Genomic DNA, 15,445 nt, shown 5'->3' with positions numbered 1-15,445 from the left:
CGCGGCAGATAATGTAGTATCTCCGGCAATATTGCCCCTTTGAAGGCTGGCGAATAAGTTGAGGAATCAGAATTAATGAGCGATATGGCAGAGCGCCTTGCGCTACATGAATTTACGGAAAACGCCTACTTAAACTACTCCATGTACGTGATCATGGACCGTGCGTTGCCGTTTATTGGTGATGGTCTGAAACCTGTTCAGCGCCGCATTGTGTATGCGATGTCTGAACTGGGCCTGAATGCCAGCGCCAAATTTAAAAAATCGGCCCGTACCGTCGGTGACGTACTGGGTAAATACCATCCGCACGGCGATATCGCCTGTTATGAAGCGATGGTCCTGATGGCGCAGCCGTTCTCTTACCGTTATCCGCTGGTTGATGGTCAGGGGAACTGGGGCGCGCCGGACGATCCGAAATCGTTCGCGGCAATGCGTTACACCGAATCCCGGTTGTCGAAATATTCCGAGCTGCTATTGAGCGAGCTGGGGCAGGGGACGGCTGACTGGGTGCCAAACTTCGACGGCACTTTGCAGGAGCCGAAAATGCTACCTGCCCGTCTGCCAAACATTTTGCTTAACGGCACCACCGGTATTGCCGTCGGCATGGCGACCGATATTCCACCGCATAACCTGCGTGAAGTGGCTCAGGCGGCAATCGCATTAATCGACCAGCCGAAAACCACGCTCGATCAGCTGCTGGATATCGTGCAGGGGCCGGATTATCCGACTGAAGCGGAAATTATCACTTCGCGCGCCGAGATCCGTAAAATCTACGAGAACGGACGTGGTTCAGTGCGTATGCGCGCGGTGTGGAAGAAAGAAGATGGCGCGGTGGTTATCAGCGCATTGCCGCATCAGGTTTCAGGTGCGCGCGTACTGGAGCAAATTGCTGCGCAAATGCGCAACAAAAAGCTGCCGATGGTTGACGATCTGCGCGATGAATCTGACCACGAGAACCCGACCCGTCTGGTGATTGTGCCGCGTTCCAACCGCGTGGATATGGATCAGGTGATGAACCACCTCTTCGCTACCACCGATCTGGAAAAGAGCTATCGCATTAACCTCAATATGATCGGTCTGGATGGTCGTCCGGCGGTGAAAAACCTGCTGGAAATTCTCTCCGAATGGCTGGTGTTCCGCCGCGATACCGTGCGCCGCCGACTGAACTATCGTCTGGAGAAAGTCCTCAAGCGCCTGCATATCCTCGAAGGTTTGCTGGTGGCGTTTCTCAATATCGACGAAGTGATTGAGATCATTCGTAATGAAGATGAACCGAAACCGGCGCTGATGTCGCGGTTTGGCCTTACGGAAACCCAGGCGGAAGCGATCCTCGAACTGAAACTGCGTCATCTTGCCAAACTGGAAGAGATGAAGATTCGCGGTGAGCAGAGTGAGCTGGAAAAAGAGCGCGACCAGTTGCAGGGCATTTTGGCTTCCGAGCGTAAAATGAATAACCTGCTGAAGAAAGAACTGCAGGCAGACGCGCAAGCCTACGGTGACGATCGTCGTTCGCCGTTGCAGGAACGCGAAGAAGCGAAAGCGATGAGCGAGCACGACATGCTGCCGTCTGAACCTGTCACCATTGTGCTGTCGCAGATGGGCTGGGTACGCAGCGCTAAAGGCCATGATATCGACGCGCCGGGCCTGAATTATAAAGCGGGTGATAGCTTCAAAGCGGCGGTGAAAGGTAAGAGCAACCAACCGGTAGTGTTTGTTGATTCCACCGGTCGTAGCTATGCCATTGACCCGATTACGCTGCCGTCGGCGCGTGGTCAGGGCGAACCGCTCACCGGCAAATTAACGTTGCCGCCTGGGGCGACCGTTGACCATATGCTGATGGAAAGCGACGATCAGAAACTGCTGATGGCTTCCGATGCGGGTTACGGTTTCGTCTGCACCTTTAACGATCTGGTGGCGCGTAACCGTGCAGGTAAGGCTTTGATCACCTTACCGGAAAATGCCCATGTTATGCCGCCGGTGGTGATTGAAGATGCTTCCGATATGCTGCTGGCAATCACTCAGGCAGGCCGTATGTTGATGTTCCCGGTAAGTGATCTGCCGCAGCTGTCGAAGGGCAAAGGCAACAAGATTATCAACATTCCATCGGCAGAAGCCGCGCGTGGCGAGGATGGTCTGGCGCAACTGTACGTTCTGCCGCCGCAAAGCACGCTGACCATTCATGTTGGGAAACGCAAAATTAAACTGCGTCCGGAAGAGCTACAGAAAGTCACTGGCGAACGTGGACGCCGCGGTACGTTGATGCGCGGTTTGCAGCGTATCGATCGTGTTGAGATCGACTCTCCTCGCCGTGCCAGCAGCGGTGATAGCGAAGAGTAATATGCCGGGGAGGGCGCTGTTTCCTCCCGCTTGCAAGGAACGCCGGATGAAACGTTAAGTCGTCATCCGGCAGCGTATTCAACCCCCGGAAACGATAAAAATTCCCTTGAAACCGTTGTTTATTCATGCGTTGCGATTAACAATACGCTTTTCCAGAGAGCGGCTTTTAACAATGCCCTAACCTGATTTCAGGTGACGTACAATGCCAGTCTCTCAGACCTTCAGAGGGTGTTATGCTATATATCTTTCGTCTTATTATTACCGTGATTTACAGCATCTTAGTCTGTGTATTCGGCTCCATTTACTGCCTTTTCAGCCCGCGTAACCCGAAACATGTGGCCACCTTTGGGCATATGTTTGGTCGTCTTGCGCCGCTGTTCGGCCTGAAAGTTGAGTGCCGCAAACCTGCAGATGCTGAAAGCTACGGCAATGCTATCTATATCGCTAACCACCAGAACAACTATGACATGGTGACAGCATCGAACATTGTGCAACCGCCGACGGTGACGGTAGGTAAAAAGAGCTTGCTGTGGATCCCCTTCTTCGGGCAGTTGTACTGGTTAACCGGCAACTTATTGATCGACAGAAACAATCGCACTAAAGCTCACGGCACTATTGCGGAAGTAGTGAATCATTTCAAAAAACGCCGTATTTCCATTTGGATGTTCCCGGAAGGAACCCGCAGCCGTGGTCGCGGCCTGCTACCGTTCAAGACTGGAGCATTTCACGCGGCAATTGCAGCAGGCGTCCCGATTATTCCCGTGTGCGTCTCTACAACTTCGAATAAGATTAATCTTAATCGACTGCACAACGGTCTGGTGATTGTCGAAATGCTGCCGCCAATTGACGTCAGTCAGTATGGCAAAGATCAGGTTCGTGAGCTGGCTGCCCATTGTCGTTCGATAATGGAACAAAAAATCGCCGAGCTCGATAAAGAAGTCGCAGAGCGCGAAGCCGCCGGAAAAGTTTAAGTCGGCAATCTGTATTTTTGCGGGGAACACTTTCCTGCACGGTATTACTTTAGCCAGTTTTACATGGAGCAAATATGTCACTCAGTCGGCGTCAGTTCATTCAGGCATCGGGGATTGCACTTTGTGCAGGCGCTGTTCCCCTGAAGGCCAGCGCAGCCGGGCAACAGCAACCGCTACCCGTTCCGCCGCTGCTTGAATCTCGCCGTGGGCAACCGCTGTTTATGACTGTACAACGTGCGCACTGGTCATTTACGCCAGGGACACGCGCGTCGGTCTGGGGAATCAATGGTCGTTACCTGGGGCCGACTATCCGCGTCTGGAAGGGCGACGATGTTAAGCTTATTTACAGCAACCGCCTGACAGAAAATGTCTCAATGACGGTGGCCGGGCTACAGGTACCAGGCCCGCTGATGGGCGGTCCGGCACGGATGATGTCGCCAAACGCTGACTGGGCACCCGTACTGCCTATTCGCCAGAACGCAGCTACTCTGTGGTATCACGCCAATACTCCCAACCGCACGGCTCAGCAGGTCTATAACGGCCTTGCCGGAATGTGGCTGGTGGAAGATGAAGTCAGCAAGTCGCTGCCTATCCCCAACCATTATGGTGTGGATGATTTTCCGGTCATTATCCAGGATAAACGGCTGGATAACTTTGGTACGCCAGAATACAACGAACCGGGAAGCGGCGGCTTTGTTGGTGATACGCTGCTGGTTAACGGTGTGCAAAGCCCGTACGTTGAAGTCTCGCGTGGCTGGGTGCGCTTGCGACTGCTGAACGCGTCGAACTCTCGTCGCTATCAACTACAGATGAGCGATGGTCGCCCGTTACATGTGATTTCTGGCGATCAGGGATTCCTGCCTGCTCCTGTATCGGTGAAGCAACTTTCGCTGGCACCGGGCGAGCGCCGCGAGATTCTGGTGGATATGAGCAACGGTGATGAAGTGTCGATCACCTGTGGTGAAGCGGCGAGCATTGTTGATCGTATTCGTGGCTTCTTTGAGCCATCCAGCATTTTGGTTTCTACCCTGGTGCTAACGCTGCGCCCAACCGGCCTTCTGCCGCTGGTCACAGACAGTCTTCCTATGCGCTTGCTGCCAACTGAAATCATGGCCGGTTCGCCGATTCGCAGTCGCGATATCAGTCTGGGTGATGACCCGGGTATTAATGGACAGCTGTGGGACGTCAACCGTATTGATGTCACCGCGCAGCAAGGAACGTGGGAACGCTGGACGGTACGCGCGGACGAGCCGCAAGCGTTCCATATTGAAGGCGTGATGTTCCAGATCCGTAACGTGAATGGCGCGATGCCGTTCCCGGAAGACAGAGGCTGGAAAGATACCGTTTGGGTTGACGGACAAGTGGAGCTGCTTGTTTATTTCGGTCAGCCTTCCTGGGCGCACTTCCCGTTCTACTTCAACAGTCAGACGCTGGAAATGGCGGACCGTGGCTCGATTGGGCAACTATTGGTCAATCCGGTACCGTAATCTTCATACTCGCCCGAGGAGGGCGAGTATGGAATACTTTTCGATTTCTCTTTCGTTCCGGCTTATAATCCCCGGCCTTTGATTATTTTTTTATCATTTCTGGAAGCAAAATGAGCTCTATCTCCCTGATCCAACCGGATCGCGACCTGTTCTCCTGGCCGCAGTACTGGGCCGCCTGTTTTGGACCGGCACCGTTTTTGCCGATGTCTCGTGAAGAGATGGATCAACTTGGCTGGGATAGCTGCGACATCATTTTGGTTACTGGCGACGCGTATGTCGATCACCCAAGCTTCGGGATGGCGATTTGCGGTCGTATGCTGGAAGCGCAGGGCTTTCGCGTTGGGATCATCGCTCAGCCAGACTGGAGCAGCAAAGACGATTTCATGCGTCTGGGTAAACCGAATCTGTTTTTCGGTGTTACTGCTGGCAACATGGATTCGATGATCAACCGTTATACCGCCGATCGCCGTTTACGTCATGACGATGCCTACACGCCGGATAACGTCGCGGGTAAGCGCCCGGATCGCGCCACACTGGTTTATACCCAGCGTTGTAAAGAGGCGTGGAAAGATGTACCGGTGATCCTCGGTGGTATTGAGGCTAGTCTGCGCCGTACCGCGCATTATGATTACTGGTCCGATACCGTGCGCCGTTCCGTGCTGGTGGATTCGAAAGCCGACATGCTGATGTTTGGTAACGGTGAGCGTCCGCTGGTGGAGGTGGCGCACCGTCTGGCGATGGGCGAGCCGATTAGTGAAATCCGCGATGTGCGTAATACTGCGATTATCGTAAAAGAGGCGTTGCCAGGCTGGAGCGGTGTGGATTCTACTCGTCTTGATACTCCTGGGAAAATCGACCCGATCCCGCATCCGTATGGCGAAGATTTGCCGTGTGCGGATAACAAACCTGTTGCTCCGAAAAAGCAGGAAGCGAAAGTCGTAACCGTGCAGCCACCGCGCCCGAAACCGTGGGAAAAAACCTACGTGTTGCTGCCTTCTTTCGAGAAAGTGAAGGGCGATAAAGTGCTGTACGCCCATGCTTCGCGTATTCTGCACCACGAAACCAACCCAGGCTGTGCCCGCGCATTGATGCAAAAACACGGCGATCGCTATGTGTGGGTCAACCCGCCTGCTATCCCGCTTTCTACCGAAGAGATGGACAGCGTTTTTGCGCTGCCGTACAAGCGCGTGCCGCATCCGGCCTATGGCAATGCCCGTATTCCGGCTTACGAAATGATCCGTTTCTCGGTCAACATTATGCGCGGCTGCTTTGGCGGCTGCTCTTTCTGTTCTATCACCGAGCACGAAGGGCGCATTATTCAGAGCCGTTCGGAAGATTCGATCATTAATGAGATCGAAGCGATCCGCGACACCGTTCCTGGTTTTACGGGCGTAATTTCCGATCTCGGTGGGCCAACTGCCAACATGTATATGTTGCGCTGCAAATCGCCACGCGCTGAGCAAACCTGCCGCCGTTTGTCCTGCGTTTACCCGGATATTTGTCCGCACATGGACACGAACCACGAACCGACGATCAACCTCTATCGCCGTGCGCGTGATCTGAAAGGCATTAAAAAAATCCTCATCGCCTCAGGCGTACGTTATGACATCGCCGTGGAAGATCCGCGCTATATCAAAGAGCTGGCGACCCATCACGTCGGCGGTTATCTGAAGATTGCCCCGGAACATACCGAAGAAGGGCCGTTATCGAAGATGATGAAGCCGGGCATGGGCAGCTATGACCGCTTTAAAGAGCTGTTCGATACTTACTCGAAACAGGCGGGTAAAGAGCAGTATCTGATCCCGTATTTCATCTCTGCGCACCCCGGTACGCGTGATGAAGATATGGTGAATTTGGCGCTGTGGCTGAAAAAGCATCGTTTCCGTCTCGACCAGGTACAGAACTTCTACCCATCGCCACTGGCTAACTCGACCACCATGTATTACACCGGGAAAAACCCGCTGGCGAAGATTGGTTATAAGAGTGAAGACGTCTTCGTACCGAAGGGCGACAAACAGCGTCGTTTGCATAAAGCGTTGTTGCGTTACCACGATCCGGCAAACTGGCCGTTAATCCGCCAGGCGCTGGAAGCGATGGGCAAAAAGCATCTGATTGGCAGCCGTCGCGATTGCTTAGTGCCTGCGCCAACCATTGAAGAGATGCGTGAGGCTCGTCGCCAGAACCGCAATACCCGTCCGGCGTTGACGAAACATACGCCGATGGCGACCCAGCGTCAGACGCCTGCTACGGCAAAAAAAGCGTCGTCTACGCAATCTCGTCCGGTGAATGCTGGTGCGAAGAAACGCCCTAAAGCGGCGGTTGGACGTTAAAAAAAATCCCCGGCAACTGACATGCTGCCGGGGATTTTTTTATCATTCTGCGTACATACGCAAGCAGCGCAGGCAATCAAAATAGTCCTGTGCATCAAGACGCGTATTGGCTCTGTTAGCTTCGGATTTGGCAGCATAGATTTGTGGGCGTAGTGCTTTCATATCCTGCTCAAGCCGGGCGATTTTGGCATTTAATGTTTGCACATTGCTCGCCAGCTGATTGACCTTTTGCTCATTGACGCAGCCACTGAGCAAGCAGGTTGCCAGAACAACAGCTCCCACGGTGAAAATCGTTTTCATATAGTGTTCCCTTTTATTTATTGTTCCGGCTAATTGTTATTTAATTCAGCTCATTGTTTTAATCTGGCGGCGGTTTTTGCCTCAATCTGCTTAAGTAGGCTGCCGCTGTTCGGGCGGATAAAATCAGCGATTTCCCACTTACCTTCGCGCCGTTGTAAAACCAGTTCTTGCTCTTCGTTGTTGCCATTAGTCAGCGTAAAACGAATATGAATGCGGGCGGAATCGGCGGTTTTCTCCAGGACTCGAATTTCATCAACGCGTGAAAATAGCGACTCTTCGCCAAAACAGATCGGATTGTCGTAAATAAATTGCCGTTCTATTTGCATATCTTCATCGGGATTGTTGGCCGCCTTGAAGGTGGTTTTATAGAAGGCATTGACCGCCTGGCGGTAAGAGTCGGAAACCACCCACGTCCACGGCCAGCTATAATCGGCAATATGTTCAAAGAGTTCGGCAACAAAGGCTTCCGGCTGTTCTTTTTGCAGCGAAGCTAAAGCGGCCAGCGTTTTTTCATTCTCGCTATTAACTGCTTGTAAGACGCTGCCATGATTGCTGACAATATCGTCAATGACCCAACGACCATTTTCCGCCACCATTTTCAGTGTCTGCGTGGTCTTTTCTTTATCATCTTTAAAGATACGAAAGCGCACAACGGCATCGGCATGATCGGCGTCAGTTTCGGTTATCGCTACGCTTTCTAGCACCAGATCGCCAAAATCCTGACAATCACAAACCGGATCATAATCCAGCCAGCCAATATTGCCCGGCAGCGTAAGATTGTCGTTCAGGGTAAGCGCCTGTTGAATACGCGCAGAAGTTATCGCCCGCTCTCCGGTTTCACCAAAATAAGGGGCAGTGGCATCTGATTTATAGTTCTGATAAATATGCCGGACTGTTTGTTCTACGGTCTGTGAGGGGGGCTGTGCGTGCACGGTAAAACTTGCCAGGGCTGCTAAAAACAGAAGTATTATTTTCATCTGTTTTTCACCTCTCCGTTGCGTTTATCCCGGATATAGATGAGTTGTTCTTTTAAGAGCTTCCGGCTCTGCATGATGATGTCCTTATATTTGGCATTCCTGAACAAGGAAGAGTAACAACGGGCGGGACGCGAGGGGAATAAATGATTTCTGAAAAGTCCGGTAGCGGAACATTACCGCCACCGGGAGAATTTGCACGTTAGCCGCCGAACTGGTCAGGATCGGGACCGAGACGCTTGCCCTGATCGAGTTTTGCAATTTCGCCGAGTTCGTCTTTGTCGAGACGGAAATCCCAGACATCAAAGTTTTCGGCAATACGTGAAGGTGTGACCGATTTCGGGATCACCACCAGGCCGCTATCCAGATGCCAGCGGATAACAATCTGCGCCGGGGTTTTGCCGTATTTATCTGCCAGATCGCGAATGACTTTCTGATCGAAAACGCCTTTCCCTCCTTGCGCTAATGGGCTCCAGGATTCGGTCTGGATTTTGTGTGTCGCGTTCCAGGCGTGTAGCTGGCGTTGTTGCATCAGCGGATGAAGTTCGATCTGGTTTATCACAGGCGTCACGCCAGTTTCATCAATCAGGCGTTGCAGGTGATGGATCTGGAAGTTGCACACGCCGATGCTTTTGATTAATCCCTCTTTTTGCAATTCGATCATGCCTTTCCATGCTTCGACATAATGGTCGATAGCGGGAACGGGCCAGTGCATTAAGTAGAGGTCGATATAATCAAGCTGGAGTTTTTTCAGGCTGTCGAGCAGGGCTTCGCGGGGGCGCTTGTGGTCGTCGTTCCACAGCTTAGTGGTGATGAACAGTTCTTCTCTGTTGACTGAGGCATTTTTCAGGGCTTTGCCGACACCTTCTTCGTTCTTATAGGCTGTGGCGGTATCAATCGAGCGATAACCCACTTCTAACGCTTTTTGAATGGCGGTGATTACTTCCTCATTACTTGCTTGCCAGACGCCCAGTCCCAACTGGGGCATGACATTGCCATCCTGTAGCTTAATAACGGTTGGATTAGCCATACGTTCCTCCTTTATATGAACTCACCGGAGCAGGCTCCGGTGAGGTGTTGTGAACTTAAGTCTGGACGAAATGCCCGAAAACGAAAGTTTGAGGCGTAAAAAGCTTAGCGGGCGGCTTCGTATATACGGCGGCTGACATCCAGCGTAATGTCATGATTTTCGCCCAGTTGGGTCATGCCGTGCTCTTCCAGTTTTTTCAGCAAAGCCGGGATGGAGCTGCCGTCCAGACCGTAGTCGGAGAGGTGGGTAGGCACGCCTAATTGCTCAAAGAAATTGCGGGTTGCGGCAATCGCGGCGTCAATACGCTCATCGTCGGAACCTTCAGTGATGTTCCAGACGCGTTCAGCATATTGCAGCAGCTTAGCGCGCTTGGTATCGCGTTTTTCATTCCACAGTGCAGGCAGGACGATAGCCAGTGTTTGCGCGTGATCCAGACCGTGCATCGCAGTCAGTTCGTGGCCCAGCATATGCGTTGCCCAGTCCTGCGGTACGCCAGCGCCAATCAAACCGTTCAGCGCCTGAGTCGCCGCCCACATGACGTTGGCGCGCACATCGTAGTTTTCTGGCTCTTTCAGGGCTTTCGGACCATCTTCGATCAGCGTCAGCAAAATGCCTTCTGCGAAACGGTCCTGAATTTTGGCATCAACCGGTTTGGTAACATACTGTTCCACGGTGTGTACAAAGGCGTCCACTACACCGTTAGCCACCTGACGCGGCGGTAGGGTGTAGGTATAAACCGGATCGAGCACGGCAAATACGGGCTGAACATGGGCAGAATGGAACGCCTGCTTATCGCCTGTGGTTTTACGGGAGATCACCGCACCGGCGTTGGATTCTGAACCGGTTGCTGGCAGCGTCAGCACACAGCCCATCGGGATGGCGCTTTTAATCTCTTTACCGCCCGTTTGCAGAATGTGCCACGGATCGATATTTTCCGGATAGTTAGCCGCTGCGGCGATAAATTTGGTGCCGTCCAGTACAGAACCGCCGCCAACCGCCAGCAGGAAAGTCACTTTCTGTTCGCGAACCAGTTTCACGGCGTTCATCAGCGTTTCATAAGCCGGGTTTGGCTCAATACCGCCAAATTCCAGCACGTCCATGCCTTTCAGGGCATCCAGAACTTGATCGAGAACGCCGGTTTTTTTCACGCTGCCGCCACCGTAGGTAATCAATACGCGAGCATCGTGAGGAATTTGTTCGCGTAAACCAGCGATTGCGCCTTTACCAAACAGAATGCGGGTTGGGGTGTGCAGATTAAAGTTGTTCATTACTTGCTCCCTTTGCTGGGCCAATATGAGGGCAGAGAACGATCTGCCTGATGTTTTTCATTGTGATCGCCAGCGCCCTGGCTCTCAATGCTCATTTCTGCCTATGTCTTGCCTATTTCTCCAGAGTGCTGGAGAAATGCTACAAAATTGCGCACAATCAAATTGCCGCATTATTCCTAAGAAATTACGCGATATGAAACGTGAAGAGATTTGCCGCTTGCTGGCGGATAAAGTTAATAAACTGAAAAATAAAGAAAATAGTTTGTCAGAACTGTTGCCCGATGTGCGTTTGTTGTATGGCGAGACGCCTTTCGCACGTACACCGGTGATGTACGAGCCTGGCATCATAATTCTCTTTTCCGGGCATAAAATCGGTTATATCAATGAACGCGTGTTTCGTTATGATGCCAATGAATACCTGCTGCTGACGGTGCCGTTGCCGTTTGAGTGCGAAACCTATGCCACGTCAGAGGTGCCGCTGGCAGGGTTGCGTCTCAATGTCGATATTTTGCAGTTACAGGAACTGTTGATGGACATTGGCGAAGATGAGCATTTCCAGCCGTCGATGGCAGCCAGCGGGATTAACTCCGCCACGTTATCAGAAGAGATTTTATGCGCGGCGGAGCGGTTACTCGACGTGATGGAGCGACCACTGGATGCGCGTATTCTCGGCAAACAGATCATCCGCGAAATTCTGTACTACGTGCTGACCGGACCTTGCGGCGGCGCGTTACTGGCGCTGGTCAGTCGCCAGACTCACTTCAGTCTGATTAGCCGCGTGCTGAAACGGATTGAGAATAAATACACCGAAAACCTGAGCGTCGAGCAACTGGCGGCAGAAGCCAACATGAGCGTATCGGCGTTCCACCATAATTTTAAGTCTGTCACCAGCACCTCGCCGTTGCAGTATTTGAAGAATTACCGTCTGCATAAGGCGCGGATGATGATCATCCATGACGGCATGAAGGCCAGCGCAGCAGCGATGCGCGTCGGCTATGAAAGCGCATCGCAATTTAGCCGTGAGTTTAAACGTTACTTCGGTGTGACGCCGGGGGAAGATGCGGCAAGAATGCGGGCGATGCAGGGGAATTAAATACGTTCCCGGTACAGCAGCCGGGAACGGGGAAAATCGTCAGGCGTTACAGTATTTTTTTTTAATCACCACAAACAGCGTGCCTAACAAGCCAGCGGTTAACAAGGCAATTGGCAGGATCATCAGGAACGTCATTACCTGATCTTCATGGCGTTTAACGAACGGAATCATACTTAAGGCATAGCCAAAACTGATTACCACGCTGACCCACAGCAATCCACTTAACCAGTTGAAAAACTGGAAGCGGCGGTTTGGCAGACCGGAAATTCCCGCCATGGTTGGCAGCAGCGTACGGACAAATGCAAGAAAACGTCCAGCCAGCAGCGCCAGCAGACCGTGGCGGTCAAACATGCAGGTGGCGCGCTGGTGATATTTAGCAGGAAGCTGTGCCAGCCAGCCTTTCACCGTTTTGGTATTCCCTAACCAGCGCCCCTGAATATAACTTAGCCAGCAGCCCAGACTTGCTGCGGCGGTCAGAATCGCAATCGTAGGCAGAAAATCCATAACCCCTTGGGCAATCAATGCGCCTGCCAGTATCAACAAGCTGTCGCCTGGCAAAAATGAGGCGGGCAGCAGGCCGTTTTCTAAAAACAGCGTGGCAAACATGACAAAGTAAACAACGCTAACAATATGAGGATCCGCCAGCGCGGCAAAGTCGTGTTGCCAGAGCGCAGCGATGATATCTTGAATAACAGCCATGGACTTTCCTGTGGAACAGCGTTTAAGCCTTTATCTGCCTATTGTACTCCTGATTCGTCCGGGACGCCTTGATCCCGGACGCAACAATTTAAGACTTTTCACAATTAAATGTCTGCAAAATTGTCCAAAAGTGGCAATGTTATACAATTCGCGCAAAACCGGCGTCCAGATCGGCAATCAGATCGTCGACATCTTCCAGACCAATATGCAGGCGAATCAAGGTCCCGCTAAAATCGATCTCGCCTTGGGGGCGAATGGCGGCGATATGTTCTGGTTGATTCGCCAGGATCAACGATTCATACCCGCCCCACGAGTAGGCCATGCTGAATAAACTGAAGTTATCCAGATAGTTCGCCAGCTCTTCATTATTGAGTTTTTTCTTAAGCACAAAGGAAAATAGCCCGCTGCTGCCTGTAAAGTCTCGTTTCCAGAATTCGTGGCCTTTACTGCCAGGCAGAGCAGGGTGGTTAACTCGCGCAACTTGCGGATGTTCTGCCAGCCATTCAGCCACTTTCAGACTGCTTTCATGATGTTGACGCAAACGCACACCTAATGTGCGCAGGCCACGGCTGGTTATATAGGCGGTATCGGCATCGACCATCTGGCCCATCAGATAGGCGTTTTCCCGTAGCTGCTCCCAGCAACGGGCATTGCACACGGCAGTGCCAATCATCGCATCTGAATGCCCAACCAGATATTTGGTGGCGGCTTGAATAGAAACATCGATGCCAAAATCCAGCGCCTTAAACAGCACACCGGCTGCCCAGGTGTTGTCGATCATAATGATGGCATCCGGCACCACACTGCGTACGGCGGCAACAATCGCCGGAACGTCGTGGACTTCCATGGTGATGGAGCCTGGCGATTCCAGAAACACGATTTTAGTGTTTGGCTGCAGATGCTTAACGATATCGGCACCAATCAGCGGATCAAACCACGATGTCGTTACGCCCAGTTTGCTGAGGATTTTGCTACAGAAATCCTGACTCGGTTCATAGGCGGTGTTGGTCATCAACACATGAACGCCCTGTTCGACAAAAGCAAGAATGGAATTAGCAACCGCTGCCGCCCCGCAGGGAAATAGCGCGCAGCCTGCGCCACCTTCCAGTTCACACATCGCTTGTTGTAAGGAGAAATGGGTTAACGTTCCGCGCCGTCCATAGAACAACTCGCCATTGGCGCGATTGCGCGTCGCGTGCTTTTTGGCTTCCACACTGTCAAAGACCAGCGAAGAAGCGCGCTGAATCACGCTATTTACCGCGCCGAGAGTGTATTTTTTGCTGCGTCCTGCATTCACCAGTTGAGTATCAAGCTTTTTGTCCGCCATCTCGGGATTCCTGTTTTTATACGTCTGGATGTCTAAACTAGCATGAATATTCGCGGGCGCATCCTGAAGAATTGGCATAAAGCAGAAAATTTTCGCAAATGGCGTGCTGGTGACTTTTTTACTGCGTAAACGCAAGGAAAAGAAAGCAAAGGTACGGCAGTATGCAAATAGTAATGAGAACGACTATCAATTCGACGTCGTTTTGATATTATTATGCGCAGATTTTGTGACTTGCGTCCTGGAGATACACAGTGGGTAATAATTTAATGCAGACGGACCTTTCCGTCTGGGGTATGTATCAGCACGCCGATATTGTCGTTAAGTGCGTGATGATTGGGCTTATTTTGGCCTCCGTAGTCACCTGGGCAATCTTCTTCAGTAAGAGCGTAGAGTTCTTTAATCAGAAGCGTCGCCTTAAGCGCGAGCAGCAACTGCTGGCTGAAGCGCGTTCCTTAAACCAGGCCAACGATATCGCCGCTGATTTTGGTAGCAAAAGCTTAAGCCTGCATTTGCTCAATGAAGCGCAGAATGAGCTGGAACTGTCAGAAGGCAGCGACGATAACGAAGGTATTAAAGAACGTACCAGCTTCCGTCTGGAGCGTCGGGTCGCCGCAGTGGGTCGTCAAATGGGCCGCGGTAACGGCTATCTGGCAACCATCGGCGCGATTTCTCCGTTCGTTGGTCTGTTTGGTACGGTCTGGGGCATCATGAACAGCTTTATTGGTATCGCGCAAACGCAGACCACTAACCTGGCAGTCGTTGCGCCGGGTATCGCAGAAGCTCTGTTAGCAACGGCAATCGGCCTCGTGGCAGCGATTCCTGCGGTCGTTATCTATAACGTATTTGCACGCCAGATTGGCGGCTTTAAAGCGATGCTGGGTGATGTTGCAGCGCAGGTATTGTTGCTGCAAAGCCGTGACCTGGATCTGGAAGCCAGCGCCGCTGCGCATCCGGTTCGTGTCGCACAAAAATTACGCGCAGGATAATATCCGATGGCAATGCATCTTAACGAAAACCTCGACGATAACGGCGAAATGCATGATATCAACGTGACGCCGTTTATCGACGTGATGTTGGTTCTGCTGATTATCTTTATGGTGGCGGCACCGTTAGCGACGGTAGATGTGAAGGTGAACTTGCCTGCTTCTACCAGCACGCCGCAGCCGCGCCCGGAAAAACCGGTTTATCTGTCGGTGAAGGCAGACAACTCGATGTTTATCGGTAACGATCCGGTCACCGATGAAACAATGATTACGGCGTTGAATGCGTTAACCGAAGGCAAGAAAGACACCACCATCTTCTTCCGAGCGGATAAAACCGTCGATTACGAGACGTTGATGAAGGTAATGGATACGCTGCATCAGGCGGGTTACCTGAAGATAGGTCTGGTCGGCGAAGAAACCGCCAAAGCGAAGTAAAGTAGAATTGCCTGATGCGCTACGCTCATCAGGCCTACAATATCTATTGCAACATGTTGAATCTTCGTGCGTTTGTAGGCCGGATAAGGCGTTCACGCCGCATCCGGCATTAGGTGCTCAATGCCTGATGCGCTACGCTTATCAGGCCTATAAAATCTATTGCAACATGTTGAATCTTCATGCGTTTGTAGGCGGATAAGGCGTTTTCGCCACA

13 protein-coding genes are annotated in these 15,445 nt (G+C 52.0%); 7 read left to right on the top strand and 6 right to left on the bottom strand.

What is annotated here, in order from left to right; all coding sequences use genetic code 11:
* Positions 1 to 75 precede the first annotated feature (75 nt).
* The 4 genes from parC to ACJHW7_RS12900 all read left to right on the top strand — a co-directional run bounded on the left by parC (position 76) and on the right by ACJHW7_RS12900 (position 7,122).
* Positions 76 to 2,334, top strand: coding sequence for a DNA topoisomerase IV subunit A (parC, locus tag ACJHW7_RS12915; RefSeq protein WP_001281841.1), 2,259 nt, complete (start codon positions 76 to 78; stop codon positions 2,332 to 2,334).
* 233 nt (positions 2,335 to 2,567) lie between these two features.
* Complete coding sequence (gene plsC / locus ACJHW7_RS12910) at positions 2,568 to 3,305, top strand: 1-acylglycerol-3-phosphate O-acyltransferase (RefSeq protein WP_000965712.1); 738 nt, start codon at positions 2,568 to 2,570, stop codon at positions 3,303 to 3,305.
* 74 nt (positions 3,306 to 3,379) lie between these two features.
* The gene (ftsP, locus tag ACJHW7_RS12905) at positions 3,380 to 4,792 is read left to right on the top strand and encodes a cell division protein FtsP (RefSeq protein ID WP_000059395.1); all 1,413 of its coding nucleotides are present in this window, start codon (positions 3,380 to 3,382) and stop codon (positions 4,790 to 4,792) included.
* 110 nt (positions 4,793 to 4,902) lie between these two features.
* Positions 4,903 to 7,122: a YgiQ family radical SAM protein gene (locus ACJHW7_RS12900; protein WP_040234938.1), complete on the top strand. Its 2,220-nt coding sequence runs from the start codon at positions 4,903 to 4,905 to the stop codon at positions 7,120 to 7,122.
* Positions 7,123 to 7,164: 42 nt separating this feature from the next.
* On the opposite strand, the gene yqhH is transcribed toward ACJHW7_RS12900, so the two are convergent.
* The 4 genes from yqhH to yqhD all read right to left on the bottom strand — a co-directional run bounded on the left by yqhH (position 7,165) and on the right by yqhD (position 10,694).
* Positions 7,165 to 7,422 (bottom strand): lipoprotein YqhH, encoded by a 258-nt coding sequence (yqhH, locus tag ACJHW7_RS12895; protein ID WP_000848528.1) that lies wholly within the window; start codon positions 7,420 to 7,422, stop codon positions 7,165 to 7,167.
* Positions 7,423 to 7,472: 50 nt separating this feature from the next.
* Positions 7,473 to 8,399, bottom strand: coding sequence for a YbjP/YqhG family protein (locus ACJHW7_RS12890; RefSeq protein ID WP_024250049.1), 927 nt, complete (start codon positions 8,397 to 8,399; stop codon positions 7,473 to 7,475).
* Positions 8,400 to 8,598: 199 nt separating this feature from the next.
* Positions 8,599 to 9,426 (bottom strand): 2,5-didehydrogluconate reductase DkgA, encoded by an 828-nt coding sequence (gene dkgA, locus ACJHW7_RS12885; protein ID WP_040234941.1) that lies wholly within the window; start codon positions 9,424 to 9,426, stop codon positions 8,599 to 8,601.
* 104 nt (positions 9,427 to 9,530) lie between these two features.
* Positions 9,531 to 10,694 (bottom strand): alcohol dehydrogenase, encoded by a 1,164-nt coding sequence (yqhD, locus tag ACJHW7_RS12880; protein WP_001058802.1) that lies wholly within the window; start codon positions 10,692 to 10,694, stop codon positions 9,531 to 9,533.
* A gap of 193 nt (positions 10,695 to 10,887) precedes the next feature.
* On the opposite strand from yqhD, the gene yqhC reads away from it, so the two are divergent.
* The gene (yqhC, locus tag ACJHW7_RS12875; protein ID WP_001298382.1) at positions 10,888 to 11,787 is read left to right on the top strand and encodes a DNA-binding transcriptional regulator YqhC; all 900 of its coding nucleotides are present in this window, start codon (positions 10,888 to 10,890) and stop codon (positions 11,785 to 11,787) included.
* A 39-nt stretch (positions 11,788 to 11,826) separates the two neighbouring features.
* On the opposite strand, the gene yghB is transcribed toward yqhC, so the two are convergent.
* Complete coding sequence (gene yghB / locus ACJHW7_RS12870) at positions 11,827 to 12,486, bottom strand: DedA family general envelope maintenance protein YghB (RefSeq protein WP_000268414.1); 660 nt, start codon at positions 12,484 to 12,486, stop codon at positions 11,827 to 11,829.
* A 139-nt stretch (positions 12,487 to 12,625) separates the two neighbouring features.
* A complete protein-coding gene (gene metC / locus ACJHW7_RS12865) occupies positions 12,626 to 13,813 on the bottom strand; it encodes a cystathionine beta-lyase (protein ID WP_001369830.1) in 1,188 nt (395 codons plus the stop codon).
* 251 nt (positions 13,814 to 14,064) lie between these two features.
* On the opposite strand from metC, the gene exbB reads away from it, so the two are divergent.
* Together exbB and exbD are read left to right on the top strand one after the other, a co-directional pair.
* Complete coding sequence (gene exbB, locus ACJHW7_RS12860; RefSeq protein ID WP_000527844.1) at positions 14,065 to 14,799, top strand: tol-pal system-associated acyl-CoA thioesterase; 735 nt, start codon at positions 14,065 to 14,067, stop codon at positions 14,797 to 14,799.
* A 6-nt stretch (positions 14,800 to 14,805) separates the two neighbouring features.
* On the top strand, positions 14,806 to 15,231 hold the full coding sequence (exbD, locus tag ACJHW7_RS12855; protein ID WP_001240712.1) for a TonB system transport protein ExbD: 426 nt from the start codon (positions 14,806 to 14,808) through the stop codon (positions 15,229 to 15,231).
* The last annotated feature ends 214 nt before the right edge of the window (positions 15,232 to 15,445 follow it).

It is taken from the genome of Escherichia sp. WS1152 (assembly GCF_046487665.1).
GTDB classification, from domain to species: Bacteria; Pseudomonadota; Gammaproteobacteria; order Enterobacterales; family Enterobacteriaceae; genus Escherichia; species Escherichia coli.
This window is presented reverse-complemented; position numbering and strand designations above follow the sequence as displayed.

Coding starts and splice junctions, on each gene's coding strand:
- dkgA (WP_040234941.1), bottom strand. CDS start 9,426: ATGGCTAATCCAACCGTTATTAAGCTACAGGATGGCAATGTCATGCCC.
- ACJHW7_RS12890 (WP_024250049.1), bottom strand. CDS start 8,399: ATGAAAATAATACTTCTGTTTTTAGCAGCCCTGGCAAGTTTTACCGTG.
- yghB (WP_000268414.1), bottom strand. CDS start 12,486: ATGGCTGTTATTCAAGATATCATCGCTGCGCTCTGGCAACACGACTTT.
- ACJHW7_RS12900 (WP_040234938.1), top strand. CDS start 4,903: ATGAGCTCTATCTCCCTGATCCAACCGGATCGCGACCTGTTCTCCTGG.
- parC (WP_001281841.1), top strand. CDS start 76: ATGAGCGATATGGCAGAGCGCCTTGCGCTACATGAATTTACGGAAAAC.
- yqhC (WP_001298382.1), top strand. CDS start 10,888: ATGAAACGTGAAGAGATTTGCCGCTTGCTGGCGGATAAAGTTAATAAA.
- plsC (WP_000965712.1), top strand. CDS start 2,568: ATGCTATATATCTTTCGTCTTATTATTACCGTGATTTACAGCATCTTA.
- exbD (WP_001240712.1), top strand. CDS start 14,806: ATGGCAATGCATCTTAACGAAAACCTCGACGATAACGGCGAAATGCAT.
- yqhH (WP_000848528.1), bottom strand. CDS start 7,422: ATGAAAACGATTTTCACCGTGGGAGCTGTTGTTCTGGCAACCTGCTTG.
- ftsP (WP_000059395.1), top strand. CDS start 3,380: ATGTCACTCAGTCGGCGTCAGTTCATTCAGGCATCGGGGATTGCACTT.
- metC (WP_001369830.1), bottom strand. CDS start 13,813: ATGGCGGACAAAAAGCTTGATACTCAACTGGTGAATGCAGGACGCAGC.
- yqhD (WP_001058802.1), bottom strand. CDS start 10,694: ATGAACAACTTTAATCTGCACACCCCAACCCGCATTCTGTTTGGTAAA.